Consider the following 20,358-nt stretch of genomic DNA (forward strand, 5'->3'; position numbering starts at 1 on the left):
CGCATCGATGGATCGAAGGCGCTTTCTCTCGACGGCGGGCGTGCTCGCGGGATGCACCGGCGATGCGTTCGCGTTTGCTCCGGCGCTTTCATCGGCGATCGATACGCTCGTCATCGTGGAACTAGATGGCGGCAACGATGGCTTGAACACCGTGATCCCGTTCTCTGATCCGCGCTATCGTCAGTTGAGACCGACGCTTGCCATCGCGGCTGACGATGCGTTGAAGCTGGATGGACGCACGGCGCTTCATCCGTCGCTGCATCCGTTGATGCCTGCGTGGCGCGCGGGAGACATCGCGGTCGTTCAAGGCGTGGGTCATGCGGGCGGCAACCGCTCACATTTTCGGTCGCGGCAAATCTGGCACACGGCGTCCGACGCTGATAAATACCGCGATGATGGTTGGCTCGAACGTGCGGGCGTCACAGAAGGCAACCATTCGTTCGCGGAGGCAGCGAATGCCATCGTCATGCAGAACGCGAAGCACATACGCGTCGTGCTTCACGGCTTCGATACGCACGAAAATCAGGCGCGCCGTCACGCCTTGCTGCTCGGTCAACTCGCGCAAGGACTCGCCACGCTGCGGCTCGCGCTGATGCGGGCAGGGCGCTGGCATCGCACGCTGGTCATGACTATTTCGGAGTTCGGACGATCCGCATCCGAGAACGATGCGCGCGGCACGGATCACGGCGCGGCGTCCGCGCAATTCGTGCTCGGCGGAAATGTGCGCGGCGGCATCTACGGCACGCCGCCGAATCTGGATACGCTGGAAGTGACGACCGATTTTCGCTGCCTTTATGCAACCGTGATTAAAGCGTGCTCGCTCCAGACAGCGTTAGACAAACGCTTCGAAGCGCTGCGGATACTGCACGTCTAAAAAATATTAACGCGCCCGCCAAGAAATCCACAGCTTGCGCACCGGCGTGAGCGAAATCCGCTGATGCAACACCTGGAAGCGCTCGCGTTCGATCTCATCGAGCCGCGCGCGCGACATGGCGGCTTCGGCCAGCAACACGCGTTGCGTACCGCGTTCATCGCGCGGAATCGCGGCGACGGCCTCATCCAGCGCACGGCGAGCGCGTTCGATCTGGAAGCGCATCAGTTCGGTGAAGGCATCGCCATATTTGCGATTGATGATGTCCGCCGCCGTCACATTGAAGCGCTGCAATTCGTCGATCGGAAGATAGATGCGGCCATGACGCGCGTCGTCGCCGATATCCGCCACGCGCTCGGCGAGCATCAGCGCCGCGCCCAGCGGAACGGCCCACGTCGCCGCTTTTCGGGGATCGCGCGCGGTCGAACGCGCGACGAGCGTCGCGAACGCGCCGCCGGTGCCGTCGAGATAACGCCGCAAACCCGGCCAGTCGAGATAGCGCGCCTGATCCAGATCCATGCCGAAGCCTTCCGTCAGCGCGGATAGCGAAGCGCGGGCAGTATCGTCGAGGACTTTCGAACCGTGCGCGTGCAACGCCTTGGTCACCGGATGCGTCGGCTCACCGCTATCCAGCCTGCCGAGTTCGCTTTGCCACCACGCATGCTTGGTGCGGCCAATCGTCGGATCACTCGTTTGCCGGACGGTTTCTTCAAGCTCGCGATAAAGCGCATACAGCGCGGTCAACAACGGCCGGCTCGCGCCGGATGCGCGGCGCAGCGCGTAGTACGTGCTCGACCCTTCGGGCGCGGCCTTGGTCTGACAGTAGTCGTCGAAATTCACAAAGGGGCTTGTAGTTGGAATCGTGCGAGGGTTGCGCGCCGGCATTCGTCTAATGCGAAGCTGGCGTGACAAGGGCGCCCATTTTATCCGCCAGATGGATGCCTCGCATCGTCATGCGCGGACAGCCCGCATCCGATTGTGCGCCGACCCACCGACGAGGGAATTGTCGAGCGCAACACTCCCGCAATCGAGAGAGACCTTGGGGACGAAAACGTTCCCGTACGACCACCGGAGGCATCATGGCCTTGAGCAAGACCGAAAACAAACAATTCGGCGATAAATGCATGCCGTTCCTCGTGCGCAGCGTGGCGAAGAACTTTGGCTTCGACTTTCATGTCTGCCCGCGCCAGATGAGCGCATCGCCGACGATGGGACTGCATATCACCGCGCATCGTCAGCCGGACGCGAAGCAGTCGTTTCCGCTGAACGTGTTCATCTTCTTGCAGCCGTCGAGCGTGCGCGAGTTTCTCACCAACCTCGATCGCCCGATCGCGGCGGCGAAGGCGAGCGAGCGCATACCCGAGGAAATTCGCAAGGTGATGGGACAGTCGGGCGTGGACTTCGTGGGACGTTCGCAGGCGAAGGGCGAAGTGATCAATATCGAGCTTAACGATATTCACCTCTGAGCTTTCAAGGCGCACGTTCAGCACAGCCCAAAAACAAAAAACCCCTTTCGATGGAAAGGGGTTCGGGATGGTGCGAGGGAGGGGACTCGAACCCCTACACCCTTGCGGGCGTCAGGACCTAAACCTGGTGCGTCTACCAATTTCGCCACCCTCGCAACACAGCGCGCGCATGGGCCGAACGATCCGCTACGCCTTGCGTTGCTGCTCGATCCTGCCCGGCGAAGCCGCCGCGTTCGGCACCGGTCCAATGTGCCAAGCGCGAGATTCTAACTCATACGCTTTCACATGTCTGCCAAATCGGAAGGCAGATGCGCAGCGTGATTTCGGGCTGCGAAACGCGGCTTGCGTGACCGTCACTTCGAGCCGAAGCGCAGCCGCGTGAGTTGCTCCGCTTCGTTCGCGAGCAGGCGCGCGGCATCGCTGATGGCGACGGCGAGCGTGATCGGGCCGGGCGCGGGCGAGAAGCATCCGCTGAAGTATTCCGACAGGCGCGGCAACGCGGCCGAATCCACCGCGCCGGACAAGAGCGTGGCGGGCACGCCCGCATCGCGCGCGTGCTTGCAGGCGATGAACGGTGCCTTGCCGTGCAACGTCTGCACGTCCGAGCGGCCTTCGCCGGTGATGAGCCAGTTCGCGCCTTCGAGCGCGGCATCGAGCGCGATCTCGCGTGCCACGACTTCCGCGCCGGTCTCGAAACGCGCGCCCAGCATGTGCAGCGCGAAGCCGAGTCCGCCCGCCGCGCCCGCGCCGGGTTCGTCGCGCTTGACGAGGCCCATGGCCGGTTCGAGCACATCGGCGAAATGGGCGAGGGCGGCATCGACGGATTCGATCTGCTCCGGCGTCACGCCTTTTTGCGGGCCGAAAATCGCGGTCGCGCCGTGATCGCCCGTGAGCGGATTATCGACGTCCGACATGCCGACGAATTCCGCTTCCTTCACGCGCGGGTCCAGCCCCGAAGCGTCGATCCGCGCGATCTTCGCCAGCGCCGATGGCACGGGCGCGAGTTCCTGTCCGTTCGAATCGAACAGCTTCACGCCCAAGCCGACGAGCAGGCCCGCGCCGCCGTCGTTCGTACTGCTGCCGCCGAGCGCCACGAAAAACTTCCGCGCGCCGGAGTCGAGCAGCGCGCGGATCGCTTCGCCCATGCCGAGCGTGCTGCGCTCCGTGACCGGCACGGCCATGCCATCGGGATCGGTGATGCCGACCACTTCCGCCGTCTCGATGATCGCGCTGCCGTCCGCCAGCAACGCTGTGGCCGCTTTCCGGCGCGCTTCCGACGCGCCGCGCACATCGAGCAGACGACGTTCTCCGCCTGCCGCCAGCATGGCGTCGAGCGTGCCTTCGCCGCCGTCGGCCATCGGACGAATGCGGATATCGGCGTCCGGCCGCGCACGTCGAATACCTTGCGCGATGGCATCCGCGACGCCTTCCGCCGAGAGCGACCCCTTGAAAGAGTCCGGTGCGATGACAACTATGGGAATGGAGGCGGCGTTCGTTGCGTTCAGTGCATTAGGCATGATGTCTCGGATGTTCTGATCTTGAGAAAGCGCACGAATGATGCATTTCGCGCATGCCCGCGATGCGCGGCGTCAATGGTCCGCGAACGGCGCGCAGCGGGCGCGTGGAACGTGCGCCGGCAAGCTTATCAGCGCATCGGCCGAGGAAGAATAGCGCCGCTGCGATAACCGGAATTGTGCGCGGTCCCGCCAATGCGGAAAACGCGGATTTACGCCGAAACCGGCCTCAATTCACCGCGAAATTGCGTGGATCGCACCGGTCGATGATCCTTTACGGACTCGTCCGATTTGTTTGCTAAAATACTTGGCTCTGTTGTCGGCAAGGCGCCGACGGCGGCTTCGATGAAGAAACCCTGCGCATCGCGCGCGTTTTTCGACACGGAGCCGGTCCTGGCCCGAACCAGACAGACATGCGGACCCGCGCCTTTAGAACCGCGGAAGAACCGACCACCGAACATCATCGAATTACTCTAGGACGATTGAAGCCATGGCTAACGTTGTTGAAAACATCGGCAAGCTCGAACGCCGCGTGACCATTTCGCTGCCGAAGGAAACCGTGCAGAAAGAAGTGGATTCGCGCATCCGCCAATTGGCCAAGACCGTGCGCATGCCGGGTTTCCGCCCGGGCAAGGTGCCGCTCAAGATGGTCACGCAGCAGTACGGCGGCCAGGTCGAGGCGGAAGTGCTGAGCGACAAGGTCGGCAAGGAATTTTTCGACGTGACGCGCGCCGAGAACCTGCGCGTGGCCGGACAGCCGAGCTTCGCGCCGAAGGTCGAAAGCGCAAACGAAGCCTATGCCTTCGACGCGACCTTCGAGGTCTATCCGGAAGTGAAACTGGGCGACGTGGCCGACGCTGAAATCGAGCGCACCGTCACCACCATTTCGGAAGGCGAAGTCGATCGCACGCTGGACATCCTGCGCAAGCAGCGCGTGCATTTCCACGCACGCGGCGAAGGCGGCGAGCATGGCGACGGCGGCGCGGACACGGCCGCACAGAACGGCGACCGCGTGACGCTGGACTTCGTCGGCAAGCTGGATGGCGTCGCTTTCGAAGGCGGCAGCGCGGAAGACTTCGCGTTCGTTTTGGGTGAAGGCCGCATGCTGCCCGAATTCGAGCAAGCCGCCACGGGCCTGAAGGCCGGCGAAACGCGCGACTTCGACCTCAAGTTCCCGGACGACTATCACGGCAAGGATGTCGCGGGCAAGACGGCAAACTTCACCATCACGCTCAAGAAGATCGAATGGGCGCATCTGCCGGAAGTGGACGCGGAATTCGCGAAGTCGCTCGGCATCGAAGACGGCGATCTCACCAAGATGCGCGCCGAGATCAAGGAAAATCTGGAACGCGAAGCCAAGCGCCGCACGCAACAGATCGTGAAGAATCAGGTCATGGACGCACTGCTCAAGATTTCCGAGCTGGACGTGCCGAAGGCGCTGATCGAGCAGGACCAGCAGCGTCTGGTGGAAATGGCGCGTCAGGACTTGCAGCAGCGCGGCGTGCCGAATGCCGCCGACGCACCGATCCCGGCTGAAATGTTCGCCGAGCAGGCCGAGCGCCGCGTCAAGCTGGGCCTCGTTCTCGCCGAACTGGTGAACGCCAACCAACTGCAGGCGAAGCCCGAACAGATTCGCGCGGAAGTGGACGAATTCGCGAAAAGCTACGAAGACCCGAAGGAAGTCGTCCGCTGGTATTATTCGAACCAGCAGCGCCTCGCCGAAATGGAAGCGTATGTCGTCGAAAGCAACGTCGTCGATTTCGTGCTCGGCAAGGCCAAGGTGACCGACAAGGAAGTCAGCTTCGAAGAACTGGCAAGCGCAACGGCGCAGGCCTGACGCGTTCGGCTCGGGGGGCGTGTGGAGTCGTCGGACAAGACGGCTCGCACGCCTTTTTTGCATTAAAGTTGTGCGTCGGCATGCCGTTCTAATGCCTGTCTCTTGCGGTCAGTATCCCTATTCCGAATAAGGAAATTGCATGACCTTTCGCGCTGAATTGCTCGACACGTTGGCGTCCCACGCATCGCGGGACTTCGAAGCCCAGGCGCTCGGCCTCGTCCCGATGGTCGTGGAAACGAGCGGCCGCGGCGAGCGCGCCTACGACATCTACTCGCGCCTGCTGAAAGAGCGCGTGGTGTTTCTCGTCGGCGAAGTCAACGACCAGTCGGCGAATCTCGTCGTTGCCCAGTTGTTGTTCCTCGAAAGCGAAAATCCGGATAAGGACATTAGCCTGTACATCAACAGCCCCGGCGGCTCGGTGTCGGCCGGCATGGCCATTTACGACACCATGCAGTTCGTGAAGCCGGATGTCACCACGTTGTGCATGGGTCTGGCGGCGAGCATGGGCGCGTTCCTGCTGGCATCCGGCGCGAAAGGCAAGCGCGTCGCGCTGCCTAATGCGCGCGTGATGATTCACCAGCCGCTCGGCGGCGCACGTGGACAAGCATCGGACATCGAAATTCAGGCACGCGAAATTTTGTACCTGAAGGAACGGTTGAATCAGTTGTTGTCGCATCACACGGGTCAGCCCGTGGAACGTATCGCGCGCGATACCGACCGCGACAACTTCATGTCGGCCGACGATGCGCAGGCATACGGTCTTGTCGATCAGGTTTTGCACAAGCGTCCTTGAAGAATGTCCTGAGACGTCCTTCGTGACGTCGCGCCGGCTCCCGGAGAATCGGGCGGGCGTCAGGCGCAAACGTACATCGACAGGCCGCGCGGTCCCTGAACTGCGTGGCCCAATCGAAGCGCGTATCATGTAACGAGAGTGTCCGGAGGCTTACACTTTTATGGCGGACAAAAAAGGTTCCAGCAGCGAAAAGCTGCTGTATTGCTCGTTCTGCGGAAAGAGCCAGCATGAGGTGAAGAAGCTCATTGCCGGGCCGTCGGTGTTCATCTGCGATGAATGCATCGACCTGTGCAACGAGATCATTCGCGACGAGGCGGCCGGCGCGGCGGAAGAGGCCGGGCTGACCAAGTCCGACCTGCCGAGCCCGCAGGAAATCAGCGACATCCTCAATCAGTATGTGATCGGCCAGGAACGCGCGAAGAAAATTCTCGCGGTGGCCGTGTACAACCACTACAAACGGCTCAAGCATCTCGACAAGAAAGACGAAATCGAGCTGTCCAAGAGCAACATTCTCCTGATCGGCCCGACCGGTTCCGGCAAGACGCTGCTCGCGCAAACCCTCGCGCGCATGCTGAACGTGCCGTTCGTGATCGCGGATGCCACGACCCTCACCGAGGCCGGTTATGTCGGCGAGGACGTCGAGAACATCATCCAGAAGCTGCTCCAGAACTGCAATTACGAAGTCGACAAGGCGCAGCGCGGGATCGTTTATATCGATGAAATCGACAAGATCAGCCGCAAGTCGGATAACCCGTCCATCACGCGTGACGTGTCGGGCGAGGGCGTTCAGCAGGCGCTGCTCAAGCTGATCGAAGGCACGATGGCATCCGTGCCGCCGCAGGGCGGACGCAAGCACCCGAATCAGGATTTCATTCAGGTCGATACGACCAACATCCTGTTCGTGTGCGGCGGCGCGTTCGACGGGCTGGAAAAGGTCATTACCGATCGCACGGAAAAGACTGGCATCGGCTTCGGCGCAAGCGTGAAGAGCAAGCAGGACCGCGACGCCGGCGAAGTGCTGCGCGAAGTCGAACCGGAAGATCTGATCAAGTTCGGTCTCATTCCCGAACTGATCGGCCGTCTGCCGGTGGTGGCCACGCTCGGCAAGCTGGACGAAGCCGCGCTGGTCAAGATCCTGATCGAGCCGAAGAACGCGCTGGTGAAGCAGTATCACAAGCTGTTCGCGATGGAACGCGTGGAGCTTGAGATTCGCCCGGCCGCGTTGCAGGCCATTGCGCAGAAGGCGATTCGCCGCAAGACGGGCGCGCGCGGTCTGCGGTCGATTTTGGAACAGGCATTGCTGGACGTGATGTACGAACTGCCGACGATGAAGGGCGTCTCGAAAGTGATCGTGGACGACAACACCATCGACGGCGACGGCAAGCCTCTGCTCATCTATGAAGATGCGCCGAAGGTAGCGGGTTCCAACTAAAGCAGGGCTGTGTGTCGGCGAAAGGCCGTTCATGGCGACGTGAACGGCCTTTGTTTATTTTTTCGGTTTATCTTGTGGATGTGACTGACGAATTTGGACTAACGACTTTTCCCTTCCGATAAAGGCTTGCAATAGCGTTTGATGGCCTTACTTACGAACGAACCGATTCAACTACTGGGGAAATGAAAATGTCAGGAACCCAACTCCTGCCGCAGGAACGCATTACGTTGCCGCTGCTCCCGCTGCGTGACGTAGTCGTATTCCCGCATATGGTGATTCCGCTCTTCGTTGGGCGGCCCAAGTCGATCAAGGCCCTGGAAGCCGCGATGGAAGGCGGCAAGCACATCATGCTCGTCGCCCAGAAAACGGCGGCGAAGGACGAGCCGACCGAAAAGGACATGTACGAAGTGGGATGCGTCGCCAACATCCTGCAAATGCTCAAGCTGCCCGACGGCACCGTGAAGGTGCTCGTGGAAGGCTTGCAGCGCGCGAAAACGCTGTCGATCGAAGAGCAGGAAACGCAGTTCTCCTGCGATGTCATGCCGCTCGAACCCGACCACGCCGATAGCGCCGAAACCGAAGCGCTGCGCCGTGCGATCGTTTCGCAGTTCGATCAGTACGTGAAGCTCAACAAGAAGATCCCGCCGGAGATCCTGACCTCGCTGTCGGGTATCGACGAAGCGGGTCGTCTGGCGGATACCATCGCCGCGCATTTGCCGCTCAAGCTCGACCAGAAGCAGCACATTCTGGAGATGTTTCCGGTCATCGAGCGCCTCGAGCATTTGCTCGCGCAACTCGAAGCCGAGATCGACATCCTCCAGGTCGAAAAGCGCATCCGTGGGCGCGTGAAGCGTCAGATGGAAAAGAGCCAGCGCGAGTACTACCTGAACGAGCAGGTCAAGGCCATCCAGAAGGAACTGGGCGAAGGCGAGGAAGGTGCGGATCTCGAAGAACTCGAGAAGCGCATCACCGCCGCGCGCATGCCGAAGGAAGCCAAGAAGAAGGCCGATGCCGAGCTTAAAAAGCTCAAGCTCATGTCGCCGATGTCGGCCGAAGCTACGGTGGTACGCAACTACATCGACACGTTGATCGGCTTGCCGTGGCGCAAGAAGAGCAAGGTCAACAACGACCTGACCAACGCCGAGCGCGTGCTCGACGAAGACCACTACGGTCTCGAAAAGGTCAAAGAACGCATTCTCGAATATCTCGCGGTTCAACAACGCGTGGAAAAAGTGAAGGCGCCGATTTTGTGCCTCGTCGGGCCTCCGGGCGTCGGCAAGACCTCGCTCGGGCAGTCGATCGCCCGCGCGACGAATCGCAAGTTCGTGCGCATGGCGCTGGGCGGCGTGCATGACGAGTCCGAGATTCGCGGTCACCGTCGCACGTATATCGGTTCCATGCCGGGCAAGATCCTGCAAAGCCTGACCAAGGTCGGCGTGCGCAATCCGCTTTTCCTGCTCGACGAAGTCGACAAGATGGGCATGGATTTCCGCGGCGATCCGGCGTCGGCCTTGCTGGAAGTGCTCGATCCGGAACAGAACCATACGTTCGCGGACCACTACATTGAAGTGGACTTCGACCTGTCGGACGTGATGTTCGTCGCGACGTCGAACTCGCTGAACATTCCGCCGCCGCTGCTCGATCGGATGGAAGTCATCCGCCTGTCCGGTTACACGGAAGACGAGAAGGTCAGCATCGCGACGCGTTACTTGTTGCCGAAGCAAAAGCGCAACAACGGCCTGAAGGACACCGAGGTCGATGTCACCGAACAAGCTATCCGCGACATCATTCGTTACTACACGCGGGAAGCTGGCGTGCGTTCGCTCGAGCGTGAAATTTCGAAGATCTGCCGCAAGGTCGTGAAGATGTTGCTGCTGAAGAAGGCAGAAGGCGCGGTGAAGGTCGATGGCCCGAACCTCGACACGTTCCTCGGCGTGCGCAAGTACGACTTCGGTCTGGCCGCGAAGGAAAACCAGATCGGTCAGGTCACGGGTCTGGCGTGGACGGAAGTCGGCGGCGACTTGCTGACGATCGAAGCGGCGGTGATGCCCGGCAAGGGCGGCGTGATCCGTACCGGTTCGCTTGGCGACGTGATGAAGGAATCGGTCGAAGCGGCGCGCTCGGTGGTTCGCTCGCGTTCGCGTCGTCTCGGCATCACGGATGAATCGTTCGAGAAGAAGGACATCCACATTCACGTGCCGGAAGGCGCGACGCCGAAGGACGGTCCGTCCGCCGGTATCGCGATGACCACGGCGCTGGTGTCGGTGCTGACCGGTATTCCGGTTCGCGCGGATGTCGCGATGACGGGCGAAATCACGCTGCGCGGCGAAGTGCTGCCGATCGGCGGGTTGAAGGAGAAGCTGCTGGCGGCGCATCGCGGTGGCATCAAGCTCGTGCTGATTCCTGAGGAGAACACGAAGGATCTGGCCGACATTCCCGACAACGTGAAGAACGCCATCGAGATCGTGCCGGTTCGCTGGATCGATCGTGTGCTCGAGCTTGCGCTCGAACGCGCGCCCGAACAGTTGCCGGATGAAGAACCGAAGCCTGCCGCACCCGTCGCTGCCGAAGCGAAGGATGCCCCGGCCTCAGGCGATGTCGTGAAGCATTAAAGCTGTTCTTGCACAGCGACTGCGCGACCTTGGTTGCGCAGTCGAAATCAAACCCGCGAGAAGTCTTCGCGGGTTTTTTCATTTGGGCTGCCGACTATCCGAAGAGCGCTTCTAAAGCACGCGCGAGACCTCGTGCATTGGGCGGAACCCTCGTTGACACGGCGCTTTCGGCTGCGTTTAATGAGCCCGCATCGCGTTGTTTCTCCATGCGATGCAAATCGGCGAGAACACATCGACATCATCGGGCCAACACAGATTCGGGGATCACAATGAACAAGACAGAACTGATCGACCATATCGCGCAGCAGGCGGATATCTCCAAGGCAGCGGCGCAACGTGCATTGGAAGCGCTCATCGGCGGCGTGCATGCGACGTTGAAGAAGGGCGGCACGGTGACGCTCGTGGGCTTCGGCACGTTCGCGGTCGGCAAGCGCGTGGCGCGCACGGGCCGCAATCCGCGCACGGGCGCGGCGATCAAGATCAAGGCCGCGAAGGTTCCCAAATTTCGCCCTGGCAAAGCGCTGAAGGATGCGCTAAACTAGCGGACTCGCTGGGAACGGTGCACAACATCTTCAGGCGAGTGCAAGTAAATGCAAGGATGAATTCGGGTGCTTAGCTCAGTTGGTAGAGCGGCGCCCTTACAAGGCGTAGGTCGGGAGTTCGAGCCTCTCAGCACCCACCAGTTCCGGGTTCATCCAAGCTAACGAAGTAGAAATGGAGCGGTAGTTCAGTTGGTTAGAATACCGGCCTGTCACGCCGGGGGTCGCGGGTTCGAGTCCCGTCCGCTCCGCCAGAATCTCGAATGAAAATCCCGCAGGCTTCACGGCCTGCGGGATTTTTGTTTTGCGCTTGCTAATTGGCATTCGTTAAGGATGCTAAGTATTTGTCCGGCGTGCCGAATTCACGCGAAACAAGGCAATTCACGGCAATATTTTCGTCGCTCGCAATGGTCCGATAAGCCGCTGATTCTTAAACAAAATTGGCCAACGCACAGGCGGCTTCACGCCAAATCCACTGCGCCTTTCGCCTTTTCCCCGCCCACTGTTGTAATATCGAGCGTTTTGTTCCAACCACGCAGCGCTACGCATGCTCGACTTTTTCCGCAACCACCAGCGCCTGATGATGGCACTGCTGATCCTGATCATCGTGCCGGGTTTGGGCATGGTCGGGATTCAGGGCTTCTCCAATTACTTCGATGAAAACGCGTACGTCGCCAGCGTCAACGGGCACAAGATCACGCGCGCGGAATTCGATAGCGCCTTCCGGCAGCAGGTAGACCGTGCGCGCTCGATGCTCGGCGCGCAGTTCGACGCCAAAATGTTCGATACGCCCGAGACACGCCACGCGATGGTCGATAGCCTCGTGCAACAGCGCGCGCTGTCGGATGAGACGCAGCGTTTGCATCTCACCGCATCGGATGACGCCGTGCGCCGCGCCTTGCTCAACGATCCGGGTATCGCGTCGTTGCGGAAGCCCGATGGCACCATCGATATCGACCGCTATAAGCAACTGCTCGCCATGCAGGGCATGACGCCCGAGCAATACGACGAGCGCATGCGCTATACCATTGCCAACGAGCAGATTCCGACCAGCATTCAATCGACGGCGTTCACGTCGAAGACGCTGGCGCAAAGCCTCACGGAACTCTCGGAGCAGAAGCGCGACGTGCAAGGTCTGTCGCTGCGCGCGGCCGATTACACGTCCAAAGTGCAGCCGACCGATGCGCAACTGACCGCGTACTACGACGCGCATCGCAATGACTTTGCGACGCCGGAAACCGCGACGGTGCAGTATCTCGTGCTGTCGCCTTCGACCATCGCGGCATCGTCGAAACCGGCGGATGCCGATCTCAAGAAGTTCTACGACGACAACGTGCAGCGCTATCGCACCGAAGGCGAAGTGCGCGCGAGCCACATCCTGATCAACGCGCCGAAGGACATGAGCGCGGCGGACAAGGCCAAGGCGAAAGCGAAGGCCGAGCAGGTTCTCGCGGAAGTGAGGGCGCATCCCGATCAGTTCGCGCAGATTGCGGAGAAGAACTCGGACGATCCGGGTTCGGCGAGCAAGGGCGGCGATCTGGGCTACTTCTCGCGCGGCCAGATCGCTGGCGGCAAGGCGTTCGACGACGCCGCGTTCAACCTGAAGAAGGGTGACGTGAGCGATATCGTCGAGTCGGATTTCGGCTATCACATCATTCAGGCGACGGACGTGAAGCCCGCAGCCACCAAGCCGTTCGACGAAGTGAAGGACGCCATCGCGAAGGACTACGCGGCTCAACAAGGCACGAAGGGTTTCGCCGACGATGCGCAAGGCTTCACCGACAGCGTGTACGAAAAGGCAAAAACGCTTCAGCCCACGGCTGACAAGTACAAGCTGACGCTCCAGACCGCCACGCTCAGTCCGAAACCCAATCCGCAATTGCCGCCCGACAGCCCGTTGAACAACGCGAAGTTCCTCGCCGCAGTCTTCGCGCCGGACTCGGTCAAGGACCGCAACAACACGCAGGCAATCGATGTCGGCAACAACACGCTGATTTCCGCTCACGTGACCGACTACAAACCCGCCACCGTTCCCGCGTTCGATGCGGTGAAGGACGCTGTGCGCACGAAGGTCGTCGCAGAGCTGGCGGCAGCGATGGCGAAGAAGGAAGGCGAAGCGAAACTTGCCGACTTGCAGAAGTCGAAGTCGAGCGATGGCTTCACGTCGCAGATCGCCGTGTCGCGCAATGATGCACAGGGCTTGCCGCCCACCGCGTTGAGCGCGATTTTCAAGGCGGATGCGTCGAAGCTGCCGGCGTATGTCGGTGTCGATCTCGGCGCGGACGGTTACGCGATTTACCGCGTGAATGGCATCGAAAAGGCGGCGCCGGTGGCGGCGGATCGTCTGACGGGCGCGCAGCAGCAGATCGCGCAGGTCTACGCGCAGTCGGACATGAACGCGTATCTCGATTCGCTCAAAGCGCGTTCGAAGGTCAAGTACAGCGCGGCGCCTACACCGTCTTCAGGCCAGTAAGCAGCGCGTTGTTCGCGACAAACAAAAAGCCCGCTACCGAAAGGAAGCGGGCTTTTTTGCTTGAGATACGTTAAGTCAAAGAATCACAGGCAAGCCTGAATGTCACCCGTTGCCTGACTGCCAGCGCCACCGGCCGCGCGGAAACCCACCCACGTGCCCGGACCGGCCGGTGCCGGACGCACGACCGCTGCCGCGCCATTGGGCGGCTGCTGACCCGGCACGAACACATCCACCGCGCCATCGTTCGCGAGCACGTCCTGCGACACCACTTGCTGCTGCGTCTTGTCCGCCCAGGCGTGCGCCACGCATTGGGCGACGACCTTCGGCGGCTTGCTGCTGTTGCCGACTTGCTGGACGCCTGCGGGCGGCTGCGAAGCGCAGGCGGAGATCGCAATGGTCAATGCGAGAAGGGGAGCGTATTTCACGTGTTCTCCTTGTAGAGTCGCTCGGAGCGCGAGCGGAGTGATCAGAGTGACGCGAAAGCTCAGAAGTCTGAGTCCTGAATCGTGGCCGTGTTCCGCGTATCGATTTAGGTTTGTTTAGCGCTGGCGCGGCGGCGTCGATCACTTCGACGCACTCGCGCTCAGCAAAGGTTTCAAGCCTGGCCAGACATTGTTCAACAGCAATGGCTGGGCCTGCACTGTCGGATGAATCTGGTCCGCCTGGAACAAGGATGGCTTGTTCTCGAAACCCGCGAGCAGAAACGGCACCAGCGGCACGTTCTTTTCTTTCGCGATCTGCTCGTACACCGCGTGGAACTTCTGCGTGTAGTCGGGGCCGTAGTTGGGTGGAACGTACATGCCGATGAGTAAAACCTTCGCATGCGCCGCCTGCGATGCCTCGACGATCCCGCGCAGATTCGCCTCCGTGGTCGCGAGCGGCACGCCGCGCAGGGCATCGTTGGCACCGAGTTCGACGATCACTACCGCGGGCTTCAGGCGCGTGAGCACGGCAGTTAGCCGCGCGCGCCCGCCGCTCGTGGTGTCACCACTGATGCTCGAATTGGCGACGCTATAATCGAAACGCTCCTGCGTGAGGCGTTGGCGCAGCAGATTGACCCAGCCGGTATCGCGCGGCAGGCCGTATTCCGCCGAGAGACTATCGCCGAGCACGACGATTGCGGGCTTCTGTGCGATGGGCGCATCGGCTGCATGAGCCGCCAAAGACAAAGCGGCCAGGCAGACGCAAAACAAGGCAAGCGAGTTCTTTTTCAAGGTGTCCATGCAAAACAATATCGAGCCGGTCATCGAAGTACGGGGGTTGTGCAAGCGGGTGAAGGACGCAGCGGGCGAGCTCACGATCCTCGACCGGATCGATCTGTCCATCGCGAAGGGTAGCAGCGTGGCGATCGTCGGCGCATCGGGTTCGGGCAAGTCGACTCTGCTCGGCCTGCTTGCAGGATTGGACAGCGCAAGCGACGGCTCGGTTCGCCTGCTCGGCAAGGAGTTATCCGTGCTCGGCGAAGACGAACGCGCCGCATTGCGCAGCGGTGCGGTCGGCTTCGTGTTCCAGTCGTTCCAGTTGATGCCGCATCTCACCGCGCTCGAAAACGTCATGCTGCCGCTCGAACTGCGCGCGGAACTGCCGCACGCCGAGATCGCGACGCGCGCGCGTGCGTTGCTCGATCAAGTCGGCCTCAAGGAACGCACCGGCCACTATCCCAAACTGTTGTCCGGCGGCGAGCAACAACGCGTGGCGCTGGCCCGCGCGTTCGTCACGCATCCCACGGTGTTGTTCGCCGATGAACCCACCGGCAGCCTCGATGCCGCCACGGGCTACGCCATCATCGATCTCATGTTCGAGATGAACCGCCGCAATGGCGCGACGCTCGTGCTCGTCACGCACGATATCGAACTCGCGGAACGTTGCGATGCGACGGTGACCATCGAAGCAGGGCGGCTCGTCAACGGCCTGAGCGTATAAAAAAGCCCGCAAAACAGCGGGCTTTTTCTCAGGCACGCAACATCAACGCTTCAAAGCCTTGCGCGCACGTTCGATCAACGCGGACGTCGAGGAATCGTGCTTCTTCGGATCGGCGCTCGCGGCGGTGATATCCGCTTCGACCACCTTGCCGAGAATCTTGCCCAGTTCCACGCCCCACTGATCGAACGAGTTGATGTCCCACACCGTGCCTTGCACCAGCACCTTGTGCTCGTACAGCGCGATCAGCGCGCCCAACGCTTGCGGCGTCAGCGCATCGAGCATGATGGTGGTCGTCGGACGATTGCCCGGAAAGCTCAAATGCGTCGCCAGCGCTTCCTTGCCCGGACCCGCGACCTTCTTCGCTTCTTCGAGCGTGCGGCCGAGCATCAGCGCTTCGCTTTGGGCGAAGCAGTTCGCCAGCAGCTTCGCATGATGATCGACGAGCGGATGCTCCGGCGTCAGCAGCGCGATGAAGTCGATCGGGATGATCGTCGGCCCTTGATGCAGCATTTGAAAGAACGCGTGCTGGCCGTTGGTGCCCGGTTCGCCCCAGATCACGGCGGCGGTCGGATAATCGACCATGCCGCCATCCAGACGCGCGGACTTGCCGTTGCTCTCCATCTCAAGCTGCTGAAGATACGACGGCAGATAGTGCAGCGCCTGCGAATACGGCGCGATCAGATCGCTTTGCGAGCCGAAGAAGTTGCGATACCAGATGCCGATCATGCCCATCAGCACCGGCAGATTCTTCGCAAGCGGCGCGGTGCGGAAATGCTCGTCCATCATCGCCGCGCCTTGCAGCAGCGCTTCGAAATTCTCCGGCCCGACCGAGATCACGATCGACAAACCGACCGCCGACCACAGCGAATAACGCCCGCCGACCCAATCCCACATCTCGAAGACATTTTCTTTCGCGATGCCGAACTTGACCACTTCCGCCGGGTTCGCCGACACGCCGACGAAGTGCTTCGACAACTGATCTTCCGGGCAACCCGACTTGATGAACCAGTCGCGCATGGAGTGCGCGTTGGTCATGGTTTCGAGCGTGGTGAAAGTCTTGGACACGACGATCGCGAGCGTTTCCTCGGCATCGACCTGTTGCAGCACGTTCCAGAGATCCGCGCCATCGACGTTCGAGACGAAGTGCGTATCCAGTTCCTTCGATGCCAGATGATGCAGCGCATGCACGACCATCTTCGGCCCGAGATCCGAACCGCCAATGCCGATATTCACCACATGACGAATACGCTTGCCGGTGTAACCCGTCCACGAACCGTCGCGCACTTTGTTCGCGAAGGCGGCCATCTTGGCCTTCTCGGCTTCGACTTGCGCGTAGAAGGGCGCATCGGCGGATTGCGCACGCAGTGCGGTGTGCAATGCCGCGCGATCTTCCGTGATGTTGACGTGATCGCCCGCGAACATGGCATCGCGCCGCTTCGTCACGCCGGCTTCCTCGGCGAGTTGAATGAGCAGCTTGAGCGTGGCGTCGGTGATGCGGTTCTTCGAGAAATCGATAGTGAGTCCGCCGCCTTCGAAAGTCAGGCGTTCGGCGCGCGTGGGCGCGGTGTCCTTCTCGGCCGCGAACCAGTCGCGCAGGCGTTCGTTGGAGATGGTCTCGTAGTGCGACTGGAGCGCCGACCAGGCAGGAAGCGAGTTGAGCGTCGAGGTTTGGGTCATGAGCGGTCCGTGGGTCTAGAGTGACAGAGGAATACGTTCGTGCAAATCCGTTCGGCGCGGCCGGCACCCGGCGCCTGACGTCAATGCCGAATCAAAAAAGAGTATAGCGACGATGCATGACTGCTTGCTTGCATTGCGCGCAGCTATCTCTGGTTCTGGTGCCTATACAAACGATGATTGATGAGATCGCGCACCTTGGGCGCGAGTTCGCCCGCCGTGAGTCCCGCCGGGCCGATGCCGTCATCGGTCAGCGCCTCGGCGGCGAGGCCATGCAGCCACACGCCCGCGAGCGCTGCTTCAAAGGATGGCAGTTTTTGCGCGAGCAATGCTCCGATCAATCCGCCGAGCACGTCGCCCGTGCCGCCCGTCGCGAGCCCCGCGTTGCCCGTCGCATTGATGACGATGCGGCCATCGGGCGAGGCGACCACCGTGCCCGAGCCTTTGAGCACGATCACGGCGTTGTATTGCGCCGCGAGTTGCCGCGCGGCGTGCAGGCGGTCGGCCTGAACCGTTTTGGCGTCGTCGGACTTGAGCAGCCGTGCCGCCTCCAGCGGATGCGGCGTGAGGATGCACGGATCGCCCTGCGCGCCGCGCGACGAGACGGCTTGCGCGAGTGCATCGTCCTTTGAGACGAGGTTGAGCGCGTCGGCGTCGAGGAGCTTGGGCGTGTCGAGTTTCAGCACATCGGCGAGGACTTTCTTTGCGCGGTCGGTCTTGCCCATGCCGCAGCCGATCGCGAGCGCGTCCATGCGATCGAGCGCGAAGTCATCGACGCGATGCAGCATCAGTTCGGGATGCGGCGGATCGTAGGGCGGAAAGCCTTCGCCTAAAAACGCGACATTGACCTTGCCCGCACCGCCATACAGCGCCATGCGCGCGGCAAGCACCGGCGCACCGCACATGCCCGTATCGCCGCCGATGACCGCGAGCGTGCCGAACGTGCCCTTGTTCGTGCCGTTGTCGCGCGGCGGCATGTGGCTCGCGAATAGCGCAGGCGCGTTGAGCAGGATGGCGGGCGCTGCGGGCGGCTCGACGCCAAGCATCGCGACGAACAGCTTGCCGCACGCGTCGCGGCCTTGCGCGGTGTAATGCCCCGGTTTCGCGCCGAGAAAGGTGACGGTCGCGTTGGCGCGAACCGTGTCGCTTCCGGTGACGGGTGCGCCGGTGTCGCTGTTCAGGCCGCTCGGAACATCGAGCGCGAGCACGCGGTGCGAACGGCGCGTCAGGCGCGCAGCGATCTCCGCAAACACGCCTTCCAAAGGCCGCGCGAGTCCAATGCCGAAAAGCCCGTCCACGAGCCAGCCGTATTCGTCGAACGAAGCGGGGATGTCGGTATCGATGGAAACGCCTGCCGCGCGAGCGCTTTCGAGTGCCCAGCGCGCATCGTCGGGCTTCACTTCGACTGGCATGCACACCCGCACCTTCACCCCCGCGCGATGCAAACGCTCTGCCATCACGAGTGCATCGCCGCCATTGTTGCCGGGGCCGGCCGCGATCCAGACAGGCAGCGCGCGTGTGTTTGCATCGTCGTTATCGAGAAGGGCGCGCAGGGCTTGCGCGGCGGCATCGCCTGCGCGGGCCATCAGCGTGTGCGGCGGCAACGCGGCGGCGGCACGTGCTTCGAGCGCGCGCAATTCCGCGAGCGTGAGCAGCGCGAGCGGTTCGTCGCCGGGAATGAAGCAAGCGGAGGAGGGAGGCACGGTCATGGCGAGTCGTCGGGTGCGCAAAACGATGCAAGGAGGCAGACCGTCGCGTGTCGCAGCAACCATGCCCGGCCGCACCCGTGCTCAGAAACGCTCAGAACCGCTCGATGCTCAACGCGGCAAGCGTATCGGCGGGCACCTCGGGCGTGGTGCGCGAGACGAGATCCGCGATCACTCTAGCAGAGCCGCACGCCAGTCCCCATCCCGCCGGACCGTGCGCCGCGTTGACGAACAAGCGCGAATGCCGCGTCGCGCCGACCACCGGCAGGCCGTCCGCGCACAGCAGACGCAAGCCATCCCAAGCGCGCGCGGCGGACACTTTCGCCGCGCCCGGAATCCAGTCGTGCGTGGCCTGACCGAGCAGGTCGAGCGCGCGGCGCGCGAGTCCCGCATCGAGCGGCTTGTCGGCCTTCGCCGCGCTCTGAAACACGCCCGCGCCCGCAATGCGCAGCCGCTGATTCGCCCGCGTCATGGTGATGCGCTTCACCGAATCCACCACGGTCAGATGCGGCGCGCGTTCCTCATACGCGACCGGCGCCGTAAGCGTGTTCATACGCAGCGGAAACAGCGCATTGGTTGCCTTCACACCGGCAATAAGCGCAGGCGTATCCACGCCCGCCGCGACGACGATCGCATCCGCGGCGATGGTCTCCACATCGGCCGCGCGCTTCTTTTGCTCGTGCGGCATGGCCAGTTCGACCATCGCGCGGGCATCGTCCAGACGAAGGCCGGTCACCTCGCGATTCATGCGGAACTGCACGCCGCCGTCCTCGAGAATCTGCTTCAGTTGCTTGGTGAGAAGCGGACAATTCGCGGTGCGTTCCTCGGGCAGCAGCACGCCGCCCGCGAACGGCGGATCGTCCGGCACGGACAATTCCGCCGCGATGCATTCGTGCGGTTCCAGCACGCGAAACGGCACGCCATAGCTTTTGAGGAGATCGAGCGCGGGGCGGGCATCGTCGAGATCGCGTTGATGGCGGAACAGATGCAGCATGCCGCTGCGCTGCTCGAATTCGAGCTCGAACTTCTTCTCGATTTCGTCGATGACCCCGCGCGACGCCGCGACCAGCGGCTGCAACAGCGCGTACTGCGTCGCGAACGCTTCCGGCTCGCGCAGCGCATTCAGCCGCTTGAGGAACTCGCGCGCGGCGGCATCGAAACCGGGCTTCACCAGCATGCCGCTTTGCTTCGTCCGAGGCGACGACATGAAGGTCGGGCCGAACCAGACATCGAGCGGCGAGGGCAGCAGCGCGCCGCCCTGACCATACGTGGCCCCTTGCGCGACAGTCGCGTGCCGCTCGATGACGCAGACGCGATGCCCGGCCGCATGCAACTGATAGGCGGTGGCGATGCCCGCGATTCCTCCGCCGATGACGATGACATCCATGACAGTGTGATGCCCGAAGGCGCGTGGTTGTACTGCGCGGTGCGGCGCGTGGCGGGGCGGCCGCGCGTCGTCCGGTGGGACGGCGGGCGCGGGAATGCGCCGCGCCCGAAGAAAGCGCGCCATGATAGCGC

At 62.1% G+C, this 20,358-nt stretch carries 17 protein-coding genes and 3 tRNA genes; 11 read left to right on the forward strand and 9 right to left on the reverse strand.

All coding sequences use genetic code 11. From position 1 onward, the window contains the following. Positions 1 to 7: 7 nt before the first annotated feature. Entirely contained in the window at positions 8 to 874 is an 867-nt protein-coding gene (locus ACZCWR_RS10630) for a DUF1501 domain-containing protein (RefSeq protein ID WP_487300726.1), read from the forward strand. Between the two features lie 6 nt (positions 875 to 880). Here the strand turns inward: ACZCWR_RS10630 and ACZCWR_RS10635 are convergent, their stop codons facing one another. Continuing rightward, positions 881 to 1,711, reverse strand: a complete 831-nt coding sequence (locus ACZCWR_RS10635; RefSeq protein ID WP_487300727.1) for a squalene/phytoene synthase family protein — start codon at positions 1,709 to 1,711, stop codon at positions 881 to 883. A 239-nt stretch (positions 1,712 to 1,950) separates the two neighbouring features. Between ACZCWR_RS10635 and ACZCWR_RS10640 the strand changes: the two genes are divergently transcribed. Next, entirely contained in the window at positions 1,951 to 2,337 is a 387-nt protein-coding gene (locus ACZCWR_RS10640) for a hypothetical protein (protein ID WP_487300728.1), read from the forward strand. A 68-nt stretch (positions 2,338 to 2,405) separates the two neighbouring features. On the opposite strand, the gene ACZCWR_RS10645 is transcribed toward ACZCWR_RS10640, so the two are convergent. The 3 genes from ACZCWR_RS10645 to ACZCWR_RS10655 form a co-directional block, all read right to left on the reverse strand. Further along, positions 2,406 to 2,492: transfer RNA gene (locus tag ACZCWR_RS10645), tRNA-Leu, on the reverse strand. A 198-nt stretch (positions 2,493 to 2,690) separates the two neighbouring features. After that, entirely contained in the window at positions 2,691 to 3,854 is a 1,164-nt protein-coding gene (locus tag ACZCWR_RS10650; RefSeq protein WP_487300729.1) for a glycerate kinase, read from the reverse strand. A gap of 209 nt (positions 3,855 to 4,063) precedes the next feature. Continuing rightward, on the reverse strand, positions 4,064 to 4,234 hold the full coding sequence (locus ACZCWR_RS10655) for a hypothetical protein (protein WP_487300730.1): 171 nt from the start codon (positions 4,232 to 4,234) through the stop codon (positions 4,064 to 4,066). A gap of 107 nt (positions 4,235 to 4,341) precedes the next feature. Between ACZCWR_RS10655 and tig the strand changes: the two genes are divergently transcribed. From tig to ACZCWR_RS10695, 8 genes are all read left to right on the forward strand, one after another. Next, on the forward strand, positions 4,342 to 5,688 hold the full coding sequence (tig, locus tag ACZCWR_RS10660) for a trigger factor (protein ID WP_487300731.1): 1,347 nt from the start codon (positions 4,342 to 4,344) through the stop codon (positions 5,686 to 5,688). Between the two features lie 139 nt (positions 5,689 to 5,827). After that, positions 5,828 to 6,481 carry an ATP-dependent Clp endopeptidase proteolytic subunit ClpP gene (gene clpP / locus ACZCWR_RS10665; protein ID WP_277187555.1) on the forward strand — a complete coding sequence of 218 codons (654 nt, stop codon included), beginning with the start codon at positions 5,828 to 5,830 and terminating at the stop codon, positions 6,479 to 6,481. A 160-nt stretch (positions 6,482 to 6,641) separates the two neighbouring features. Further along, complete coding sequence (gene clpX / locus ACZCWR_RS10670; RefSeq protein ID WP_277187554.1) at positions 6,642 to 7,913, forward strand: ATP-dependent Clp protease ATP-binding subunit ClpX; 1,272 nt, start codon at positions 6,642 to 6,644, stop codon at positions 7,911 to 7,913. A gap of 188 nt (positions 7,914 to 8,101) precedes the next feature. After that, a complete protein-coding gene (gene lon, locus ACZCWR_RS10675; RefSeq protein ID WP_487300732.1) occupies positions 8,102 to 10,525 on the forward strand; it encodes an endopeptidase La in 2,424 nt (807 codons plus the stop codon). A 206-nt stretch (positions 10,526 to 10,731) separates the two neighbouring features. Beyond that, on the forward strand, positions 10,732 to 11,067 hold the full coding sequence (locus ACZCWR_RS10680) for an HU family DNA-binding protein (RefSeq protein WP_487300733.1): 336 nt from the start codon (positions 10,732 to 10,734) through the stop codon (positions 11,065 to 11,067). Between the two features lie 64 nt (positions 11,068 to 11,131). Continuing rightward, positions 11,132 to 11,207: transfer RNA gene (locus ACZCWR_RS10685), tRNA-Val, on the forward strand. A gap of 34 nt (positions 11,208 to 11,241) precedes the next feature. Then, positions 11,242 to 11,318, forward strand: a tRNA-Asp gene (locus ACZCWR_RS10690). Positions 11,319 to 11,611: 293 nt separating this feature from the next. Continuing rightward, positions 11,612 to 13,537 carry a SurA N-terminal domain-containing protein gene (locus ACZCWR_RS10695; RefSeq protein ID WP_487300734.1) on the forward strand — a complete coding sequence of 642 codons (1,926 nt, stop codon included), beginning with the start codon at positions 11,612 to 11,614 and terminating at the stop codon, positions 13,535 to 13,537. 83 nt (positions 13,538 to 13,620) lie between these two features. Here the strand turns inward: ACZCWR_RS10695 and ACZCWR_RS10700 are convergent, their stop codons facing one another. Together ACZCWR_RS10700 and ACZCWR_RS10705 are read right to left on the reverse strand one after the other, a co-directional pair. Continuing rightward, positions 13,621 to 13,962: a hypothetical protein gene (locus ACZCWR_RS10700; RefSeq protein WP_487300735.1), complete on the reverse strand. Its 342-nt coding sequence runs from the start codon at positions 13,960 to 13,962 to the stop codon at positions 13,621 to 13,623. A gap of 138 nt (positions 13,963 to 14,100) precedes the next feature. Further along, positions 14,101 to 14,760: an arylesterase gene (locus tag ACZCWR_RS10705; protein WP_487300736.1), complete on the reverse strand. Its 660-nt coding sequence runs from the start codon at positions 14,758 to 14,760 to the stop codon at positions 14,101 to 14,103. Between ACZCWR_RS10705 and ACZCWR_RS10710 the strand changes: the two genes are divergently transcribed. After that, on the forward strand, positions 14,759 to 15,460 hold the full coding sequence (locus ACZCWR_RS10710) for an ABC transporter ATP-binding protein (RefSeq protein ID WP_487300737.1): 702 nt from the start codon (positions 14,759 to 14,761) through the stop codon (positions 15,458 to 15,460). The genes ACZCWR_RS10705 and ACZCWR_RS10710 overlap by 2 nt on opposite strands. Positions 15,461 to 15,502: 42 nt before the next feature. On the opposite strand, the gene pgi is transcribed toward ACZCWR_RS10710, so the two are convergent. The 3 genes from pgi to ACZCWR_RS10725 all read right to left on the reverse strand — a co-directional run bounded on the left by pgi (position 15,503) and on the right by ACZCWR_RS10725 (position 20,227). Continuing rightward, positions 15,503 to 17,137, reverse strand: coding sequence for a glucose-6-phosphate isomerase (gene pgi, locus ACZCWR_RS10715; protein WP_487300738.1), 1,635 nt, complete (start codon positions 17,135 to 17,137; stop codon positions 15,503 to 15,505). Positions 17,138 to 17,280: 143 nt separating this feature from the next. Beyond that, complete coding sequence (locus tag ACZCWR_RS10720; protein ID WP_487300739.1) at positions 17,281 to 18,843, reverse strand: NAD(P)H-hydrate dehydratase; 1,563 nt, start codon at positions 18,841 to 18,843, stop codon at positions 17,281 to 17,283. 91 nt (positions 18,844 to 18,934) lie between these two features. Then, positions 18,935 to 20,227 carry an FAD-dependent oxidoreductase gene (locus ACZCWR_RS10725; RefSeq protein WP_487303305.1) on the reverse strand — a complete coding sequence of 431 codons (1,293 nt, stop codon included), beginning with the start codon at positions 20,225 to 20,227 and terminating at the stop codon, positions 18,935 to 18,937. Positions 20,228 to 20,358 lie beyond the last annotated feature (131 nt).

Source organism: Caballeronia sp. A2-2, from assembly GCF_057612605.2.